This window comes from Microbispora sp. GKU 823 (assembly GCF_002027145.1).
Lineage (GTDB): Bacteria > Actinomycetota > Actinomycetes > Streptosporangiales > Streptosporangiaceae > Microbispora > Microbispora siamensis.
The window spans coordinates 29,858-49,138 of sequence record NZ_MWJN01000003.1 but is presented as its reverse complement, the minus strand read 5'-3'; the positions used below and the strand labels follow the sequence as shown (position 1 = coordinate 49,138).

At 72.2% G+C, this 19,281-nt stretch carries 13 protein-coding genes and 1 pseudogene; 5 read left to right on the top strand and 9 right to left on the bottom strand.

What is annotated here, in order from left to right; translation table 11 throughout:
* The first annotated feature begins 83 nt into the window (after positions 1-83).
* Both B1L11_RS03040 and B1L11_RS03035 read left to right on the top strand, forming a co-directional pair.
* Complete coding sequence (locus B1L11_RS03040; RefSeq protein ID WP_218670861.1) at positions 84-6,341, top strand: RHS repeat-associated core domain-containing protein; 6,258 nt, start codon at positions 84-86, stop codon at positions 6,339-6,341.
* 22 nt (positions 6,342-6,363) lie between these two features.
* Entirely contained in the window at positions 6,364-6,888 is a 525-nt protein-coding gene (locus B1L11_RS03035) for a hypothetical protein (RefSeq protein WP_079312974.1), read from the top strand.
* A gap of 48 nt (positions 6,889-6,936) precedes the next feature.
* On the opposite strand, the gene B1L11_RS03030 is transcribed toward B1L11_RS03035, so the two are convergent.
* The 7 genes from B1L11_RS03030 to B1L11_RS03000 all read right to left on the bottom strand — a co-directional run bounded on the left by B1L11_RS03030 (position 6,937) and on the right by B1L11_RS03000 (position 14,069).
* On the bottom strand, positions 6,937-8,754 hold the full coding sequence (locus B1L11_RS03030; protein WP_079312972.1) for a hypothetical protein: 1,818 nt from the start codon (positions 8,752-8,754) through the stop codon (positions 6,937-6,939).
* 18 nt (positions 8,755-8,772) lie between these two features.
* Positions 8,773-9,834 carry an AAA family ATPase gene (locus B1L11_RS03025; RefSeq protein ID WP_079312970.1) on the bottom strand — a complete coding sequence of 354 codons (1,062 nt, stop codon included), beginning with the start codon at positions 9,832-9,834 and terminating at the stop codon, positions 8,773-8,775.
* Between the two features lie 41 nt (positions 9,835-9,875).
* Positions 9,876-10,892: a glutathione S-transferase C-terminal domain-containing protein gene (locus B1L11_RS03020; RefSeq protein ID WP_079312968.1), complete on the bottom strand. Its 1,017-nt coding sequence runs from the start codon at positions 10,890-10,892 to the stop codon at positions 9,876-9,878.
* On the bottom strand, positions 10,889-11,413 hold the full coding sequence (locus B1L11_RS03015) for an NADPH-dependent FMN reductase (RefSeq protein WP_079312966.1): 525 nt from the start codon (positions 11,411-11,413) through the stop codon (positions 10,889-10,891). Before B1L11_RS03015 ends, B1L11_RS03020 begins: the two co-directional genes overlap by 4 nt.
* A gap of 109 nt (positions 11,414-11,522) precedes the next feature.
* On the bottom strand, positions 11,523-12,056 hold the full coding sequence (locus tag B1L11_RS03010) for a flavin reductase family protein (protein WP_079312964.1): 534 nt from the start codon (positions 12,054-12,056) through the stop codon (positions 11,523-11,525).
* Positions 12,057-12,402: 346 nt separating this feature from the next.
* Positions 12,403-13,032, bottom strand: a complete 630-nt coding sequence (locus B1L11_RS03005) for a response regulator transcription factor (RefSeq protein ID WP_079312962.1) — start codon at positions 13,030-13,032, stop codon at positions 12,403-12,405.
* Positions 13,014-14,069, bottom strand: a complete 1,056-nt coding sequence (locus B1L11_RS03000) for a sensor histidine kinase (RefSeq protein WP_372974643.1) — start codon at positions 14,067-14,069, stop codon at positions 13,014-13,016. The genes B1L11_RS03005 and B1L11_RS03000 overlap by 19 nt, the downstream gene beginning before the upstream one ends.
* Positions 14,070-14,197: 128 nt before the next feature.
* Between B1L11_RS03000 and B1L11_RS02995 the strand changes: the two genes are divergently transcribed.
* A complete protein-coding gene (locus B1L11_RS02995) occupies positions 14,198-15,214 on the top strand; it encodes a hypothetical protein (RefSeq protein WP_143736846.1) in 1,017 nt (338 codons plus the stop codon).
* Between the two features lie 28 nt (positions 15,215-15,242).
* Here the strand turns inward: B1L11_RS02995 and B1L11_RS02990 are convergent, their stop codons facing one another.
* Positions 15,243-16,379: a sulfite oxidase gene (locus B1L11_RS02990; RefSeq protein ID WP_079312956.1), complete on the bottom strand. Its 1,137-nt coding sequence runs from the start codon at positions 16,377-16,379 to the stop codon at positions 15,243-15,245.
* 127 nt (positions 16,380-16,506) lie between these two features.
* Positions 16,507-17,565, bottom strand: a pseudogene (locus tag B1L11_RS02985) (lanthionine synthetase LanC family protein); the annotation flags it as partial.
* A 326-nt stretch (positions 17,566-17,891) separates the two neighbouring features.
* Here B1L11_RS02985 and B1L11_RS46420 point away from each other — a divergent pair.
* Both B1L11_RS46420 and B1L11_RS02980 read left to right on the top strand, forming a co-directional pair.
* On the top strand, positions 17,892-18,029 hold the full coding sequence (locus tag B1L11_RS46420; RefSeq protein ID WP_179154948.1) for a hypothetical protein: 138 nt from the start codon (positions 17,892-17,894) through the stop codon (positions 18,027-18,029).
* A complete protein-coding gene (locus tag B1L11_RS02980; protein ID WP_079312954.1) occupies positions 18,029-19,135 on the top strand; it encodes a YeiH family protein in 1,107 nt (368 codons plus the stop codon). The genes B1L11_RS46420 and B1L11_RS02980 overlap by 1 nt, the downstream gene beginning before the upstream one ends.
* Positions 19,136-19,281: the final 146 nt, after the last annotated feature.

The window sequence follows — 19,281 nt, the reverse complement described above, 5'->3', positions numbered from 1 at the left end:
CCTCGGCCGCCACTGTCTCTACAGCACAGGGCCCACCCGGTGCCCCTCCCGTGCAGAAACAACGGTCCAGCAAGGTCAGGGCCATGGACGCGAGCGGGGCGAAGGAGGCCAGGGAGCGGGTCGCCGCGTCCAGGGCGCGCAACGACGCCGCCGCCGACCGGGCCGCGAAGGAGCGCGAGGCCGCCCGGTGGCCGGAGGCCGGCGAGGCCGACGTGCCGATCGGCGGCGACCGGAGCGTCAGCGTGGGCGGGCTCCCGGTGAGCCTGAAGGCCGCCGCCCCGGCACCCGGCACGTCCGCCTCCCCGCAGGCCCCGGACACGCAAGCACCGGACGCGCAGTCGGCCGGTTCGCGGACGGCCCGCGTGCGGGTGCTCGACCGCGCCGCCGCCGAGGCGGCCGGGGTCGACGGGGTGCTGCTTACCGCGTCGGCGCAGGCCCCGGGCACCGCGACGCTGAGCGTCGGCTACGCCGCCTTCGCCTCGGCGTACGGCGGCGGGTGGAGCGGCCGGCTGCGCCTCGTGCGGCTGCCCGCCTGCGCCGCGACCACCCCGGAGCGGGAGGAGTGCCGCACGCGGACCCCGCTGGACACCGACAACGAGGCCGCGGCGCAGACCCTCTCGGCGCCGGTCGCGTTCGACGCCGCCCCGGCCGTGCTGGCCGTGACCGCCGACACCCCCGGTGAGGGCGGCGAGGCGGCGGACGGCAGCGGCAACTACGCGGCCACCCCGCTCTCCTCGTCGTCCACCTGGGAGGCGGGCGGCAACTCCGGCTCCTTCACCTGGTCCTACCCGATCGCCCCGGTGGAGCCGGCGGCGGGTCCGGCGCCCGCGCTCGACCTGTCGTACGACTCGGGCAGCGTGGACGGGCGCACCTCCACCACCAACAACCAGGGCACCTCGATCGGCGAGGGCTTCGACACCGCCGCCACCTCCTACATCGACCGCCAGTTCGGCACCTGCCGCGAGGACGGCCACGACAAGCAGTACGACCTGTGCTGGAAGTACGACAACGCCTCGCTCGTCCTCAACGGCAAGGCCACCGAGCTCGTCAAGGACGACACCAGCGGCAAGTGGCGGCTGAAGAACGACGACGCCTCCACGGTCGTCCACTCCACGGGCGCCGACAACGGCGACGACGACGGCGAGTACTGGACCGTCATCACCGGAGACGGCACCAAGTACGTCTTCGGCCTGAACAAGCTGAGCGGCGCGGGCACCCAGCGGACCGACTCGGTGTTCACGGTCCCGGTGTACGGCGACGACTCCGGCGAGCCCGGCTACGACAAGGGCGACGCCTTCGCCGGCCGCTCCGTCACCCAGGCGTGGCGGTGGAACCTCGACTACGCCGAGGACACCCACGGCAACGCCATGACCTACTGGTACACGGCGGAGACGAACTACTACCGGAAGAACAAGTCCGACACCGCGACCACCTCCTACGTCCGCGGCGGCTACCTCGACAAGATCCTCTACGGGCAGCGGTCCGACACCCTGTTCACCGTGGACGCGCCCTACAAGGTCGCCTTCTCCTACGCCGAGCGCTGCACGGCCTCCGACTGCGGCAGCCTCACCAAGGACACCGCGGAGAACTGGCCCGACGTCCCCTTCGACGCCATCTGCAAGAAGGACGCGAACAAGGACGACTGCCACGCCGAGAGCCCGGCCTTCTTCAGCCGCAAGCGCCTGGTGAAGATCGAGACGAGTGTCCTGTCCGGCACCGAGTACAAGCCGGTCGACTCGTGGGCGTTCACGCAGAAGTACCTGGACGGCGGCGACATCGGCAGCTCCGCCGACCAGACGCTGTCGCTGATGTCGATCGTGCGGACGGGCTCGGCCGGTGACACGCCGCTGACGCTCGACCCCGTCTCGTTCACCTACGCCATGCGGCCCAACCGCGTGGCCGGCGGCACCCAGCCGGGAGGCGGCAACATCCTGCCGCTGACCAGGCCGCGCGTCGAGACGGTCACCTCGGAGACCGGCGCGATCACCACGGTCAGCTACAACGAGCCCGAGTGCGTGCGCGGCTCGAAGATGCCGAAGGCCGAGGACGACAACGCGCTGTCCTGCTATCCGCAGTTCTGGCACATCAACGGCGCCACCGACGCCTCCATCGACTGGTTCAACAAATACCGCGTGCTCGCGGTGAACATCGCCGACCCCGCCGGGCACAACCCGCTCGTCGAGTACGCCTACGAGTACGCCACGCCCGGCTGGCGCTACAACGACAGCCCGTTCACCCCGGCCGACGAGCGCACCTGGTCACTGTGGCGCGGCTACCAGAAGGTCACGACGTACGTCGGCGACGCCGACGGCACCCGCACCACGTCGGTCGAGGTGTACCTGCAGGGCATGAACGGCGACCGGCTGCTCAAGTCGGCCGACCCGAGGACGGTCGATCCCGACAGGCGGCGCGCCGCCACCGTGCCGGGCCTCGACGTCGCCGGTCTCGACGTGCCCGACCTCACCGACTCCGAGCAGTACGCCGGGTTCACCCGCGAGGAGGTCACCTACGACGGGGCCGACCCGGTCGACGTGACGGTCAACGAGCCGTGGTCGGCGAAGACCGCCACCCAGCACAAGTCGTACGCCGACACCGAGGCCTACTACGTGCGCATGGGCAAGACCTCGGAGCACACCTATCTGACCGTCCCCAAGACCTGGCGCACCGTCACCACCTCCACGACGTACGACTCGTACGGCATGGCGGTCAGGCAGGACAGCACGGGCGACACCGCGAAGAGCGGCGACGAGACCTGCACCCGCACCTGGTATGCCCGTGACGACGCCAAGGGCCTGAACTCGCTGGTCTCCCGCACCCGCGTGGTCGGCCGCGCCTGCTCGGTGAAGGAGGCCGACCTGTCGCTGCCCGCGAACTCCGACACCTCGGGCGACGTGCTGTCCGACACCGCCACCGTGTACGACAACACCGCCGCGACCGGCTGGTCGGCGAGCCAGAAGCCGGTGAAGGGCGACGCCACGTGGACGGGACGAGCCACCGGCTACCCCTCGGCCGTCACCGGCGACGACCGCCCGCCGACCGGCTGGCAGCGCACCGAGTCGACCACCTACGACACGCTGGGCAGGCCGCTGACCGTGACCGACGCGGGCGGCAACCCCGCCACCACGGCCTACACTCCGACGGGCGCCGGGGTGCTCACCAAGAAGGTGGAGACCAACGCCAAGCAGCAGAAGGTGACGACGTTCCTCGACGGGACGCGCGGCCTTCCGGTGCGCACCTACGACCCCAACAACGGAAAGACCGAGCAGACCTACGACGCGCTCGGCAGGCTGACCGGCGTGTGGCTGCCGGACCGCAGCAAGGACGGCGGGCAGACCCCCACCTACGCCTACTCCTACGTGTACGAGCGGGGCAAGGCGCCCGCGATCGGCACCTCGACCGTCAAGTCGTCCACCACGGCCAGTTGGTCGTACGAGATCTTCGACTCGCTGCTGCGGCCGATGCAGACGCAGAAGCCCACCCCGAACGGCGGGCGGCTCCTGACCGACACCCGCTACGACTCGCGGGGCCTGGCCTACGAGACCTACGCCGACATCTTCGACTCCAAGCAGACGCCGAACGCCACCTACACCCGCGAGGAGTACGGCGAGGCGCCCAAGCAGACGAACATCGTCTTCGACGGCGCCGGACGGCAGATCCGCAGCACGTTCCTGTCGTACGGCGTGGAGAAGTGGACGACCACCACGACCTACACCGGTGACTCCATCGCCGTCAGCGCGCTGACCGGCGGCACGGCCGTCCGGACCATCACCGACGCGCTCGACCGCACCGTCGAGCGGCGCGAGTACAACTCGCCCTCCCCCGCCGACACCGAGTACGGCGCGCTGTCCTCCAGCGGATACACCTCCACGTCCTTCGCCTACCGGCCCGACGGCAAGGAGCTCACCGTCACCGGTCCCGACGGCGCGAAGTGGTCCTACACCTACGACCTGTTCGCACGGCAGACCGGCATCAGCGACCCGGACAAGGGCGCCAGCACCGTCCGCTACACCGCACTCGACCAGACCGACACGGTCACCGGCGCGAACGGCACGGTCCTGCTGTACGGCTACGATGAGCTCGGCCGAAAGACCGGGCTGTGGTCGGAGTCGCGGACCGACGCGAACAAGCTGGCCGCCTGGACCTACGACACCGTGGCCAAGGGCCGGCTCGCCTCGTCCACCAGCTACGACGGCGGCGTCTCCGGCAAGGCGTACACGAAGAAGGTCCTCGCGTACGACGGCCAGTACCGCGCCACCAGCACCGAGATCGACATCGACCCGAACGACCCGATGGTCCTGTCCGGGGCGGCGAAGACCAGCTACATCTACGGCAGCGACTACAACCTCGACGGCACGCTGAAGAGCTCCACCGAGCCCGCGGCCGGCGGCCTGGCCGAGGAGAAGATCAGCCTGACCTACACGCCGACCGGTCAGGTGGCCGGGGTGACCGGCACCACCGACTACCTGCAGAAGGCCGACTACAACGCGCTCGGCCAGCCCCTGCAGTTCACCCTCGGCCTGTCGGGGGCCACGGAGGCCAAGAAGACCTTCCTCAACAACAGCTACGAGGAGGGGACCGACCGGCTGAAGCGGTCCTTCGTCACCACCCAGTCCACGCCGGTCAAGCCGCAGGACCTGACCTACCGCTACGACGACGCGGGCAACGTCACCGAGATCGCCGACACCCCCACCCAGGACGGCGCGGGACAGAGCGACATCCAGTGCTTCGCCTACGACGGGCAGCGGCGGCTGACCGAGGCGTGGACGCCGGCGACCGACGACTGCACCGGCAAGACGCTGGGCGGCGCGGCGCCGTACCGGACCGCCTACACCTACAACACCTCGGGCCTGCGGGCGACGGAGACGAAGTACACCGGCTCCACCGCCACCACCTCGGCGTACTGCTACGGCGACACCGCCAGGCGGCACGCCCTGACCGCGGTCGTCACGGGTTCCTGCACGGGCGCGACCGCCACCTACTCCTACGACAAGTCCGGCAACACGACCGGGCGCAACGGCCAGGTGCTGACCTGGGACGCGCAGGGCCGCATCGCGACCCTCACCCAGGGCACGCAGAAGACCGCCTACCTGTACGACGCCGACGGTGCGCTGCTGATCCGCCGGGCGGTGGGCGACGGGGAGAGCGTGCTCTACCTCGGCGCCACCGAGATCCACTCGAAGAAGACCGGGAGCACCGTCACGACCTGGGCCAGCCGCTTCTACGCCGCGGACACGCAGGTGATCGCGGTGCGCACGACGCAGGCCGGGAAGAACGCGGTCTCCTTCCTCGCCGGCGACCAGCACGGCACCTCCTCGCTGTCGGTCGACGCGGCCGGTCAGGCGATCAGCAAGCGCTTCACAACCCCGTTCGGCGCGCCGCGCGGGGACACGGTCGGCGGCGCCTGGCCCGACGACAAGGGGTTCCTCGGCAAGCCCGCCGACGCCGCGACAGGGCTCACCTACGTCGGAGCCCGCATGTACGACCCGGTCGCCGGCAGGTTCCTGAGCGTGGACCCGGTGCTGTCCACCGACCAGGCCCAGTCGCTCAACGGGTACTCCTACGGCAACAACAACCCCGTCACGTTCAGCGACCCGACGGGCGAGGAGATCGGCTCGCGGCCCAACTCGTGCCAGTACGACCTCAAGTACTGCGACAAGGAGACGCAGGCGGACGTCGGGTACAACCCGAAGACGGGCAAGGTCGACCCCGCCAAGGGCGCCGAGCATCGGAGGCACAAGAAGAAGAGCTACCCGACGCCGAGGCCGTCCCCCGGCCCGTCGCCCAAGCCTCCGGCGGGCGGCTGCCACTGCAAGCCGGTCCACCGCGACAACGGCGTCAACCTGTTCAAGGCGCTGCTCGTCCACCCGTTCCACTGGAACAACAACTTCAACGGAGCGAACGCGCTGGCGCTGACGTACGAGATCTTCGCCAGCGAGGGGTGTGAAAAGCGGGCCCTGCAGTACGTCTGCTACGGCGGCTCTCCGGGTGGCGACCAGCCGATGACGGTCGGCGACGTCCACTTCTACCCGCACTCAAAGAAGGAGTTCGAGAGCCGGCTGCGGGACGAGAAGCAGACCAGGGACGACATCGCACGGGTCGCCGGGCGGGAGACGGCGGACAAGTACGGCCCCAACCTCGAAAAGCACGAGGCCGTGCACTCCGAGCAGTGGGCGCGCTTCAGGGACGCCACCCAGTTCATCGCGGCCTACGCCGGTGCCACCATGTACTCGCAGCGGACCACCGGCAGCAAGGTGGCCGCCAACGAGTTCGAGGTCGGGGCCAACCTCTGGTGGGGCGGCTACGTCGAATGGCAACCCCTCCACTGGGGCCCGGTGAGCTAGAAATCAGATAGAGAGGACCACGATGATGCGCGGAAGAAGGCCGGGGCTCGGGCATGCGGCGGTCGCGCTGACCGCCCTGGCCTTCTTCACCGCGGCGTGCGACGGCACGCCCGCGCCCAAGGGCGTCCTCGCCGTCGAACGCGCCGAGGACGGCGGCGTCAGGCTGCTGCTCGCCGACTGCCCCGGCTACGCCGCCCGGGACTTCTCGGTCCTGGAGGACACCGAGGGCGGCGACACGCTCACCTGGAGCGTGCACAACGGCGGCGCCGGCGCGGCGGTGCGGGACGTCCGGGCGTTCCGTGCGCCGCCCGAGGGCTGGCGGTCCACCGACGACAGCCTCACCGCGCTGCGCGAGGGCGTGCCCTATGTCGCGACCGTCAACGGCTTCGTGGACGGCCGGAACCTGCGGGGCAGGGTGCCGTTCACGGCGGCGGACCTGGCGGGTCTCGGCGGCGGGCAGGTGCTGGCCTGGGCGGGAGGCGACGAGACCGTGAAGACGGACCGGAACGCCTTCCTGCGCGCCGACCCGGACCGCTGCCGTCCGTGACCCGCGCCCGCGCCCGGCGGAACCGGGCGCGGGCGCGGGAGGCTCCCGTCACCTCATGCGGAAGACCGGGCCGCGCGGGGCGAACGGCAGGAAGGCGCCTTCGGGGATCAGGAACGCGTGCTCGCGGCGGATCCGCACCACGTCGCACTGCCCGTCGGTGATGACCAGGATCGGGCCGTCGCGTGGGAAGTCCTCGGCCCGCTCCAGCAGGTCCACGCCCGGCTGGAGGATCGTCCCGCCGCGTCCCCGCACGCGGACCCTGCTCGCGACGTCCTCCACCGGCAGGTATCCCGCGTCGTAGGCGACGGCGTCGCAGAACACGACCCGGGCGCGCGGCACGTCGCGCGCGGTCGCGTACGACGCGATGGCGCCGAGCGCCTTGCCCAGGAGCCGGGTGTTCATGGATCCCGACGTGTCGAGCACGACCCCGAACGTGGCCCGGCGCACCATCTCCTCCGGCCGCAGCCACCCCGGACGGGGGATGTCCGGCGTCGCGGACTGGCGGCGGGAGGCCTGGGCGTAGGACCTGCGCCGTTCGACGGCCGGGACGTGCTCCTCGAACCAGCGCGCGAGCGCCGCGTCCCAGGGCAGCGGCGGGTGGTCCAGGGCCCGGATCTCCTGCTCGAGGCCGGCCGGCAGGGTGCCTCTGCCCCCGCTGTGGTGGTAGGCGAGGCCGGTGACGAGGGCGTTGCGGTAGTACTCGTCCAGGTCCACGTAGCGTCCGGGCGCGCCGGGACGCGGCAGCGGCTGCCCGAGCACGTCGCCCAGGCCGCGCCCGCGCAGCGTCGCGAGCTTGCGCAGACGGCGCAGGTCGCGGGCGACCCGGTCGTAGACCGCCTCGCAGGACAGCCCGCGCAGGTCCGGATCGTGGAGGAGCCCTTCGGGCATCTCCCCCACGCCCATCTCGACCAGCCAGCCGTTGACCACGTAGTCGCAGGCGACGTTCCACAGGTACGGCTCCCGCCAGCCCGTACGCTCACCGTGCCGCAGCGCGGCGTGGAGCATCTCGTGGGCCAGCACGAACCGCCACTCCTCGGCGGTCATCGAGACCAGCGGGTTGACGTAGATCTCGGCCGCCTCGGCGTTGACCGCGGCCACCGAGATGTCCCAGCCCCGGGCGAGATCGGCGTCCGCCACGATCGTCATGCCCGCCGCCAGCGCCCCCAGCAGCGGGTACGACGACACGAACCAGCCGAGCGCGTGGTCCCACGGCTTCTTCACCGCGCTCCGGACGGAGTCGCGCGCGCCTCCGGCCACCTCGATCGCCGTCGCCGCCGCGGCGCGACCCCCGAGCGCGAACGCCTCCTCGTAGTCGTGGGCCTTGGCCGTCTCGACCGTGCCGGCGAAGAAATCCGGGAAGGCCGGCACGTCGAACTCGGCGGGCACCCCGGACGTGCGCCACAGACCGGCCAGCGTCCGTTCGTCCTCCGGCGGGAAGACCTGCGGCCGCGGCTCCGGCGCCGTGCCGATCTTGAGGGTGGCGAGGAACCTGTCCACGCTCAGACAGCACGCGGCCAGGTACGGGTGACGGGGAGCGCGCCGCGGCTGCTCCCACCGAGGGGTGTGCTCCTTGTCCAGGTCCTCGGGCAGGGCGTTGCGCGGGTCCAGGTGCCCGAATCCCGCGTGCAGCAGGCAGTGCGCGAACACCCACGCCCATTCGCCCGCCTCGGCGCGCCTTCTGGGGTGGTGGTGCACGCCGCCGTCCGGCGTGATGTAGGCCCACCGGTCGTGGGGCAGCACGTGCTCGTCCTCCGCGTACAGGTAGCCCCCGAGGTGGCGGAACAGCGGGTGGGAGCGTACCTCCTCCCAGCCCTTGAGCACGGCGTCGCGCCAGGGGTCGGCCTTCTTCTGCTTCTTGCGCGGCACGTCGGCTCCCCCGCCGCCTCAGGTGCGGGCCGCGGCCAGGCGCGGCAGGTCGCGGCCGACCTCGACCAGGAACCACGACGGCAGCACCGGCGCGCCGTCGTCGCCCGCCGCGATGACGAGCTGCGCGCATTCGAGCGAGATCCCCGCCAGCTCGACGAGCAGGTTCTTGGCCCGGAAGGCGAGCTGCCGGCCGGCGGGCGAGGCGTGCTCCTTCGACTGCGGCAGCTCCTTGACCAGCCGGGCCCGGAAGGTCTCGGACAGGAAGTACAGCAGGTCGCGGTCCTCGGGCCGGCGCGGCCACCCCGCGTCCCCCTTGATCACGGCGTCGAGGTCGTACGCGTGCCGCACCGTCTTCACGTACGCGCGGAAGGCCGAGGCGTGCGCGGCGGTCAGCGTGCCGTAGGCCAGCATGCCCAGCGTCTCGTCGTCCAGCCCCTCACCGTAGGAGTGCATGGCGTCGGACAGCATGTGCCAGCCGCGCGGCGTGGAGAACGGCTCCTCCGTCTTGGGCGGCGCGCTCCACAGGTGGTCGGGGCGCTGGACGAGGTAGTCGACGATCCAGGGGTGGATGCCGCTCGTGGCCGCCCAGCTCAGCCAGTCGTCGGCCGAGGCCCGCAGATGGACGTGGATCATGCGGTTGACCAGCGCGGACGGCATGGGCCTCGCGAGCGCGTTGTCGGTCGCCCGGTTTCCCGCGCCGATCACCACCGACCCCGCAGGCAGCTCGTACGTGCCGATGCGCCGGTCGAGGATCAGCGAGTAGAACGCCTTCTGGACCTCCGGGGAGGAGGCGTTGAGCTCGTCCAGGAACAGGCAGTAGGGCTCCTGCCTCGCGATCGTCTCCGGCGGGGCGAACCGGCTGCGGTCCCCGACGATCTGCGGCACGCCGATGAGGTCCTCCGGAGCGAGCTGCGTGCCGAGGAGCGTCACGCAGTCGAGGCCGAGGGAGTCGGCGAACGCGCGGACGAGGGAGCTCTTGCCGATGCCCGGCGCACCCCACAGGAACACCGGGCGCACGACGGCGACGTGCAGCAGCACCTCAGGAAGCTGCGCGGGAGTCACGGTCAGGGTCGCCTGCATGCGTCCCAGACTCGCAAAACCCGCTTATCCGCCGCACCTCATTAAGACCCGCCGGCGGCCGCGTCGCGGCGGGCGGTCACCTGCCCTGCCCGGTCGGCGCCGCGCCCGTGCGGCTCGTCCCAGTCGGCCTCCCGGGGCTCGACCGCGATCCGCACCGGCCCGTCGCCCCGGTAGGCGGGCCGGGTGGTGAGCCGTAGGGCGGCGAAGTCGGTCGTCTCCCGGAACGCCGGGAGCCGGTAGAGGTCGCGCGCGTACGGCCACAGGTTGGGATAGTCCGTCAGCGGCCGTTCGCCGATCCCGGCGAGCGGGTTGTGCAGCAGGTCATACCTGACCAGGACCACCCAGAGCTGCACGTCGGACTCGGTGAGGCGGTCCCCGAACAGGTAACGCCGGTCGGCCAGGCGGGCGTCGAGGCGGTCGAGCGCGGCGAGCACCTCGCCGCGCCGCCGCTCGTACTCCTCCTGCGTGGCGGCCCTGGCCACCCCGTGCACGCCGTGGGCGAGGTCGCGGGCGATCTCCTCGTCCAGGGCCTCGATCTCGTCGCGCAGGTCCTCCGGATAGAGGTCCAGGCCCGAGTCGGCCCACTCGGCGAACCGGGTGCCGAGGTCGACCGGGATGTCGGGGTAGTTGTTGCTCACGATCCGGTTCGTCCGCCGGTCCCACAGCACCGGCACCGAGATGTGGCCGGGATAGCCGGGCTCGGTGGCGTCGTACGCCTCGGCGAGGAGCGCGAAGCCGTTCACCGGGTCGGGACCGCGCCGCTCCCGGAACGCCCAGCCGCGCGCGTCACGCTCGTCGTCGACGTACGACAGCGAGACGACGTCCTTCAGCCCGGCCAGGTCGCGCACGATGGCCGCCCGCTGCGCCCACGGGCACACGTACGCGGCGTACAGGTGGTAGCGGCCGGGCTCGGCGGGGTGGCCGCCGGAACCGTCGGCGGTGATCCGGCCCTGGAAGGGGTAGAGGGGTCCCGGCCGGTCGGTCCTGCCCGGCCCGTAAGGGCCGAAGGCGGCGACGTCGGCGGGGCTCGCGTAAACGGGAGCGTGGGTGGTCGTCACGCGGTCGCCCGCCTCTCCAGCGCCGCGGCCACCTGCGCGGCGACGCGATCGGTCCAGTCGGTGAGGACCCGGTCGAGGTCGGGGATCTCGGCCTCGAGCAGCGCCAGCCCGGGGCTGGGCACGAGCGCGCCGAGCTCGACCAGCACGGGACGCAGGTGCAGCTCGACGGCCAGCGCGTGCCGGGGGGAGCCCATGACCAGCAGCGGCAGCGCCACCGTCCCGGTCAGCGCGCCGCCGGGGAGGCGGTCGAGGAACGCCTTGAGCAGCCCGGTGTAGGTGGCCTTGTAGGTGGGGCTGGCCACCACGAGCACCTGCGCTCCGGCGACCAGTTCCAGCGCCACCTCCACGGTCGGCGAAGGGCCGGGGGTGAACAGGTGCGGCCCGATCGCGGACAGGTCCACGACCTCGGGCGGCGCCTCGTGCCCGATCCGGCGCCCCACCGCCTCGGCCGCCGCCACGGCCGCGAGGTGGGTCCGGGAACCGCCGCGCGGATTGCCGACCAGCACCACGAGAGAGCTCACGAGGCCACCGCCTCGTGCCGCTCGGAGCGTCCGGTCTCCGCGTAGAAGAGCTTACGAGTGGTCAACAGACGGTCCTCCAGATCGGGACGGATGTTCGTGCGGAGCGGGATCACGGGTGGGCGATGAACCGGCCGAAGCGGCCCTGGTGGTACAGCAGCGGACGCCCCGGCCCGCGCACCTCGGCCTGGGTGACCAGCCCCACGACGAGGACGTGGTCGCCCACGCCGACCCGCTCGTACGGCAGGCAGATCAGGTGCGCGGAGACGTCCTCGAGCAGCGGCGCCCCGAGCGGTCCCGGACGCCACCGGGTGGGCTCGGCGAACCGGTCGACGCCCTTGCGGGCGAACCGGGCGGCGACATCGGCCTGGTCGCTGGCCAGGACGTTGACGGCGAAGTGGTCCGCCGCGCGCAGCGACGGCCAGGTGGTGGACGCCTGGTCCACGTAGAAGGAGACGAGGGGCGGGTCCAGGCTGACGGAGGAGAACGAGGTGGCGGTCAACCCCACCGGCACTCCCCCGCTCTCCGCGGTGATCACGACGACTCCCGCCGCGTGCACCGCGAGGGCGCGCTTGTAGCCGTCGGCGTCCAGCCCGCGCTTGTAGTCGTCGGCGTCGAGGCCGGGGCCGAGCAGAGTCTCCGTCATGGCAAACCTCCGGAAGGTCGCGGCTGCTCTCAAGGTCGATTCCGCCCGCCGCGGGCACCACGACACGCGGGATCAGGGATTCGGATGGAGGCGGGACCGTGCGTGACACGATCACGCACGGCTCGCGAGGAGGGCGGCCGATGCTCCCGGCCGGCCCTCATCGGCACGATGACGACGGAAGATTCACAATCAACGACACTGCGCGCTGGCGACGTGGCCGTAGTCCACGCTCGAACGCCGGGTCAGACGAACGCCCTGGCTCATACCACCGAACGTACGATCACCTGAGCGAAATGTCAATATTTCCTACTAGCTTTGCAGGAAAATCCCCCTGTCCGTGGCGCGATCAGGGCTCCACCCTGCCGGTCGCCCATGCCCACGCGGCGATCGCGACGCGGTTCCCGGCGCCGACCTTGCGCTGGATGGAGGCGACGTGGTTCTTGACGGTGCCCGGAGACAAGAAGAGCTCAGCGGCGATCTCGGCGTTGGTCCTGCCCTGCGCGACCCGAGCCACGATCTCGTCCTCTCTCTCCGTGAGGACCACGGTGGAGGTCTCCCGAGGCTGTTCGCGCTGACGCAGCAGCCGGACGGTGAGCTGCGGGCTGATGAGCACGTCGCCGTTCATCGCGGCCCGGATCGCCTCGATGAGCAGCGTGGGGCCGGAGCGTTTGAGTATGAACCCGGCGGCGCCGTGCCGGAGCGCGGCATCGACGTACTCGTCCAGCCCGAAGGTGGTGACGACCACGACGTGGATGCCGGTGCCGGCCAGGGCGCGGGTGACCTCGATGCCGTCGGTTCCCGGCATGCGGATGTCGGCGAGCACCACGTCGGGCTTGACCGTTCTGGCGGTGTCGATCGCGGTGCGCCCGTCGGCCGCTTCGGCCACCACGGTCATGTCGGGCTGGGCGTCGAGGATCAGGCGGAAGGCGCTGCGGATGCCTTCCTGGTCGTCGGCGATCAGGATGCGGGTGACCACTCCGGGGATTGTGCCAGCGGCAGGCGGGCGGTCAGCGACCACCCCTCGGGTACGGTCTCCGCGATCAGCTCACCGCCCCGGGCCTGAACGAGCGCGGCGAGGGCGGGCAGGCCGGTGCCGCCACGCCGGGGGCCCGGGGCGCGGACGACGCCGTCGTTGGTCATCGTGACCTCCAGAATGCCGGACGAGGCGCTGACGCTCAGGTCCACCCGTCTGGCCTGCGGGGCGTGCCGCCTGATGTTGGTCATTCCTTCGATCACGATCCGGTAGGCCAGTGCCGCGATGTCCGGCGAAGCCGCCGCGGCCGGATCCATGCGCAGGTCGACCCGCGCCGGGCCGGCGGCGGAGAACCGTTCCGCCGCCTCGCGGATCCCGCCCAGGTCGCCGCCGGGGGCAAGAGGCCGGTCGTGGTGCAGCATGTCCAGCGTCCGGTCCAGCATGGACAGGGCCCGCCGGCCCGCGCCCTCGACGCGCTCGAGCGCCTGCCGCGGATCGCCCGCGACGCGGCCGGCCTGAGCGTGCGCCACCATCTCGCTGATGTCGTGCGCCAGATAATCGTGCAGATCCCCGGCGAGCCGCAGCCGCAGGGCCAGACGAGCGTCGGCCACAGCGCGCTCCTGCCGTGCATCGAGGAACCGCAGGTAGCCGCCGACAGCGGCGGCCAGCAGCGCGCCCAGACCCCAGAACGCGCACGCGCCGACCCCCTCCAGAGGCGAGACGGGCGCGAACACGCGCAGCAACCAGACGGACGCGGCCAGGCCCGCGATCGGCGCCGACACCATGGCCCGCCGAACTGGCGCATATCGGATGACCAGGGCGACCAGCACCATCAGCGCCGCGCTCTCGACCATGCCCAGCACGCCGGAGCCGGGCCCCGGCCGTGCCACGCCGGCCGACTGAGCCAGCGTGGCGGCCACCGACACGATCGCCGCGAGCGACGCCGACGAGGACAGACGCGAACGGAACCGCGGCAGGAACACCCCCGTCACGGCCCCCGCGACGGCAATCACCATCGGCACCAGGGCAACACCCCACATCACGGTCACCCAGTGACGATACGCGCAGACTGGGCCGCGCCGAGGAGTGCCGAACGGCACCGGTTCTGCCCGGAAGAGTGCCGAACGACATCTGGCTCACCGCCCGGCCGCGCCGGGAGGTTGATCCCATGAAAACATTCCTCTCTGGCCGGCAGGGGCACGCGGCGGCGCTGTGGGCGCTGGCCTACGGTGTGCTCGGCGCCGCGTGGGCGCTGGGCATGCCCGGCTTCCCCTGGGGCGCCTCCGATCCCGACCCCGACGGAGCGCTGTCGATCCTGGCCGGCACGACACCGCGCTTCGGTTGGTGGATCGCCGCCTTTTCGCTGTTCACCGCGGTGACGGCGCTGGCGCTGACCCGAAGGAGCGCCCGCCGTGCGCCGTTGTGGCCGGCCTGGACGATTGCCGCGTTCCTGGTCCTGGTGATCCCCGACTCCCGGCTGATGATGGGCGTCGCCTACACGCCGCTGTTGCTGGTCGCCCCCGTATTCGGCTGGGGGCTGGGCGGCGCCACCTTCGCCGACGCCTGGCCCTGGCCGGTGCTCAACCAGCTCGTGTGCGTGCTGGGCGGCCTGCTGCTGGCCGCCGCGGCGCTGGCCTACACACGCGGCCAGCAGCGCGGGAGTTGGTTCACTCCGGAGCGCGGACGCATCGCGGTGTACGTGGCGGTCGCGGTTCCCCTGGTGTACTGCGCCACCCGGTGGGCGTGGGCGCTGGGCATCCCTCTCGGTGTGAGCAAGGAGTTCCTGGCCGAGGGCGAGGACGGCCTGTGGCTGCTGGGGGCCTATCTGGCGACCTTCGGGGCGCTCGGAGGCGTGCTCACCCTCGGGCTGAACCAGCGGTGGGGCGAGGTCTTCCCGCGCTGGATCCCCGGTCTGCGGGGCAGGCGGGTGCCACCGTCGCTGGCGGTCATCCCGGCCGGGTTCGTCTCGATCATCATCACCGTGGCCGGGCTCACCTACATCCGATGGTCGATCGCGGGCCGGTTCGCGCTGGATGAATGGGGCGCCTGGCTGCCGGAGTGCTTCTGGCCGATCTGGGGCGCCGCGCTCGCCACCGCCACGATCTGCTATCAGCGGCGCCGCAGGCATCCGCAGCAGGACGCATCACCCCTGACATCGGACGCCCTCACCTCTGCCGACCGTTGAGAGGATCCACCACATCACCGCGACCGGGTCAGGTGACGACGACGGGGTGGCGCACCACCGCGTCGAAGCCGTAGCCGAGGGCGTTGTACGCCGCCCGATCGGGCTGCACGGCGCCCGTCTCGTCGGCGGCCCGGGCGAGCAACCGGACGTTCCCCGCATCGCGCGGGGTCCAGGGAAAGGTCCAGCGGACCCAGCCGCGCGGGTGCCGGTCGTCGCGCAGACGGGCCGGCCGCCACGACACGCCCCCGTCGTCGCTGACCTCGACCCGGACCACGCGCCCGCCGCCCGACCACGACCGGCCGCGCAGCAGGTGCTCGCGCCCCGCCTCCAGGCGAGCCGGCCAGGGCAGTTCGAAGGCGCTCTTCACCCCCACCCGGGTCAGCGGCGGGCCGCCCCCGGGCGGGTGACCGGGGCCGTGCATCCGGTACAGCCGCGTGCTCCACGGCGACTCCAGCGGCTCCGCCGACACCTCGATGTCCCCCAGCCACTTGATCGAGGCGGCGCCCACCCAGCCCGGCACCACCAGGCGCGCCGGATGACCGTGGTCGGGCGGCAGCGGCCGCCCGTTCATCTCGTAGGCCACCAGCACGTCGTCCAGCGCCTTGGCCACGGGAAGCGGGCGCCGCACCCTCCCCAGGTTCTCCCCCGCCTCGACGTAATCGGCGTCGAGCCCGCGCGGCATCAGCGCGACGGCCCTGCCGCTCATCCCCGCCCTCTCCAGGAGCGTCGCGAGGCGCACGCCCCGCCAGCGCGCCACCCCCACCGCGCCCAGCCGCCAGGGGGTGCCGGACACCTCCTGGTTCTGCTGCTCGCCGTACAGGCGACGTCCGTTGCCCGCGCACTCGATGAACGCGGTCACGGTCTCGGCCGGCATGCCGAGGAGGTCCCGGTAGGTGAACGCGACCGGCCCGCCGTCGAGCCCGCCGCCCCACAGCGTGAGCCGCCAGGTGGCCGCGTCGATCAGCGGTGTCGCCGTGTGGTTGCGGACGAAGAAGAGGTCGTCCGGCGTCAGGTAGTCCTCGCCTCGCAGCGCCTCCCAGCGGGTCTCCGCGTTCGTGCCGTGCACGGCGAACAGGCGGGGCGGCAGCGGCTTGCGGATGCCGGGCGGGGATTCCGCCTCCGGGGCCGTACGCCGCGCTCCGAGACCGTCCTCTGTGAAAGTCATGGGCCTCCTCACCTGCCGCTGTCAGCCGGCCGGCCTCCGCAGGGCGACGGCCGGCAGTGGGGATGGGCGGGAAGGGGTTGTCGGGCAGCAGGATCACGCGGCGCGGCCGGTCCGCCTGCCCCGCCGCGTCCAGGTGCAGCAGGGCCGCCCCTATCCCCGCCGCCCCGGTCAGGTAGCCGGTGTCGGCCGACACCTCTCCGGGCCGGTGCCGCCGGTACGCCTGATACCAGCGGTATCCCCTGCCGTCGTAGCCGGTCGCCCGGCCGATCAGGTGGTCGGCGAGCCTGCGGGCGAACTCCAGGTGTTCCTGCTCCCCCGTCGCCGCCCACAGCCCCACGTACAGCTCGATCAGCCCGGCGGTGCCGCAGCACTGGCAGGCGACGTTCCACAGCCCCGCGGTCTGCCGGAACGGCGCGCCGGACTCCTTGACGCCCCCCGCCAGCCGCTTCACCCACTCCAGGTCGTCGCCGTCGCCGGTCACCCGATACAGCTCGTAGAACATGCGCGCGATCCCGGCGGAGCCCGAGCAGTAGCCCAGGTGGTCGGTGACCATCGCGCTCCGGCCGGCCAGGACGCCCGCGGCCCGGACGAGGCCCGCGCCCCGGCGTGCCGCGTCGAGGAAGGCTTCCTCGCCCGTCGCGCCGTACAGGCGGGCGAGGAGGAAGGCGGTCCCGGCGGTCCCGGCCAGGAAGGTGGGCGGTGTCGCCTCCGCGGACAGGGCCGGGCAGGCCGCGGGCCGCTCCCGGGGCGCGGACAGGCGCGCGATCCGCCGTCCCGCCTCGACAGCCATCTCCTCGTAGGCCGGCACGCCGAGCGCCGCCGCGGCGCGCAGCAGCCCCAGCACCACGCCGCCGTCACCACGCAGCGTGGGATCCCCCGACCAGCCGATGCCGCCGTCGTCGAACGCGCGGGCGCTCCTGACGATCCTGTCGGCGACCGCGACGGCGGCGCTCTCGAAACGCTCCTCACCGAGCGCCCAGCCGGCCTCGGTCAGCGCGAGGACGACACCCGCGAGGCCGTGGTGGAGCGACACGTCGGACTGCCCCTGCCACGTCGACGCGAGGTAGCGGGCCCCCGCGCGGGCGTCCTCGAGGTAGGCCTCGTGCCCGGTCCCGGCGGCGAGCTCCAGGAAGAACAGCACGATCCCGGCCGCCCCCGAATGGAGGGACGCGGGTCCCCCGGGCATCGCCGGCCGGCCGTGCGGATCGGGGTTGGCCCGCCATCGCCTGCCGCTCTCGTCGTCGACGGCGGCCGTACGGATCCACCGTCCCGCCATGATGGCGGCCGTCAGCGGGGTCTCTGCGCGCTCACCGGATGAGCGGATCGGGTCCGGGCCCATGGAGCTACTATCCCACAAACCTGGTAGGTAATAGCAAGTATCTACTCCGGCTCTTCCGTAACCGCAGCCTGACCGTCGGCACCCAGGCTTTCCCTCTATTCCCTATTGACTTGATGGGTATTGCGGTCCCACAGTCGAGCCGAACACCCGCACTCCCGAGAAAGGCGTCCGGCGTGAGCAACGAACACCCCCCGACCGTCGGCGAGCACACCCGTGCCGCGATCAACGAGGACTGGGCCGCCACCATCGTCGGCCTCGTCCTCCTCGCGCTGGTCATCACCGGCGTGATCCCGACGGGGCTGGTGCCGTGATGAGCGGCGAAGCGGCCGTGCCCACCGCAACGAGGGCCACGGCGTGGCAGTGGCCCGCCCTGGGCGTCCTCACCGTCCTCGTCCTCGCCGCCGGCACCAGGGCCCTGGAGAAGGGCGTGCCCGAGTGGTTCGCGGGCTCCGACCTGGCCAAGGCGATCGAGTACCCCGTCTACGCGATCGCACTCGGCCTGCTGGGCAACGCGGTGCTCACCGCGACCGGGCTGCGCGACCGCCTGGCCGCCGGCTTCCGCACCGAGTTCTTCATCAAGACCGGCCTCGTGCTGCTCGGCGCGTCGATCAACCTGAAGGTGATCGTCACGGCGGCCGGTCCCGCGATCGTCCAGGGCATCGTGCTGATCAGCGCGGTGTTCCTGTTCACCTGGTGGCTCGGCGGCCGGCTCGGGCTGGACGACAGGCTGCGGGCGCTGCTGTCGGCCGCGGTGTCCATCTGCGGCGTCAGCGCCGCCATCGCGGCGGCGGGAGCCGTACAGGCCAGGCGTGAACAACTCGCCTACAGCGCGAGCCTGGTGATCGCGTTCGCCCTGCCGTCCATCTTCGTCCTCCCGGCGCTGGCCTCCGCCCTGGGGCTGAGCCCGGAGGTCGCGGGCGCCTGGATCGGCGGCAACATCGACACCACGGCGGCGGTGACCGCGGCCGGCACGCTCGCGGGCGAGAACGCGCTGGCCGTCGCTACCATCGTCAAGGTCACGCAGAACGCCCTGATCGGCGTCGTGGTGGTCGCGCTGACCGCCTGGTTCGCCTTCCGGATCGAGCGCCGCCCCGGCGCCGAGCGGCCGGGCGCGAGCGAGTTGTGGCGGCGGTTCCCGAAGTTCGTGCTCGGCTTCGTGGCGGCCTCGGTGGTGACCACGTGGTATCTCACCACGGTCGGCGCGGCCGAGGGCAAGGCGGTCGTCGGCGTCGCCAACGACCTGCGCACCTGGTTCCTCATCCTGGCCTTCGTCAGCATCGGCCTGGAGTTCCGGGTGGCCTCGCTCCGGGAGGCGGGCTGGCGTCCGGTCGCCGTCTTCGCCGCCGCCACCGTGGCCAACGTGCTGCTGGCCCTGGGGCTCGCCACGGTCCTGTTCAGCGGTTTCACCGTCGCCTGAGCCCCCGGCCCAACCACGTGAACACGCCGCCCCCGTCCTCCTCCTGCGCCGCATCGTCGTCCGGCAGGTCGTACCAGTGCGTGTCCCCGGGGAAAGGGTCCGGAGACGTGCCTGGCGCGCTCAACCCACTGTGTCCACTGATTCGC

Coding starts and splice junctions, on each gene's coding strand:
- B1L11_RS03040 (WP_218670861.1), top strand. CDS start 84: ATGGACGCGAGCGGGGCGAAGGAGGCCAGGGAGCGGGTCGCCGCGTCC.
- B1L11_RS03035 (WP_079312974.1), top strand. CDS start 6,364: ATGATGCGCGGAAGAAGGCCGGGGCTCGGGCATGCGGCGGTCGCGCTG.
- B1L11_RS03025 (WP_079312970.1), bottom strand. CDS start 9,834: ATGCAGGCGACCCTGACCGTGACTCCCGCGCAGCTTCCTGAGGTGCTG.
- B1L11_RS03010 (WP_079312964.1), bottom strand. CDS start 12,056: ATGACGGAGACTCTGCTCGGCCCCGGCCTCGACGCCGACGACTACAAG.
- B1L11_RS03000 (WP_372974643.1), bottom strand. CDS start 14,069: ATGTGGGGTGTTGCCCTGGTGCCGATGGTGATTGCCGTCGCGGGGGCC.
- B1L11_RS02995 (WP_143736846.1), top strand. CDS start 14,198: ATGAAAACATTCCTCTCTGGCCGGCAGGGGCACGCGGCGGCGCTGTGG.
- B1L11_RS02990 (WP_079312956.1), bottom strand. CDS start 16,379: ATGACTTTCACAGAGGACGGTCTCGGAGCGCGGCGTACGGCCCCGGAG.
- B1L11_RS02980 (WP_079312954.1), top strand. CDS start 18,029: ATGAGCGGCGAAGCGGCCGTGCCCACCGCAACGAGGGCCACGGCGTGG.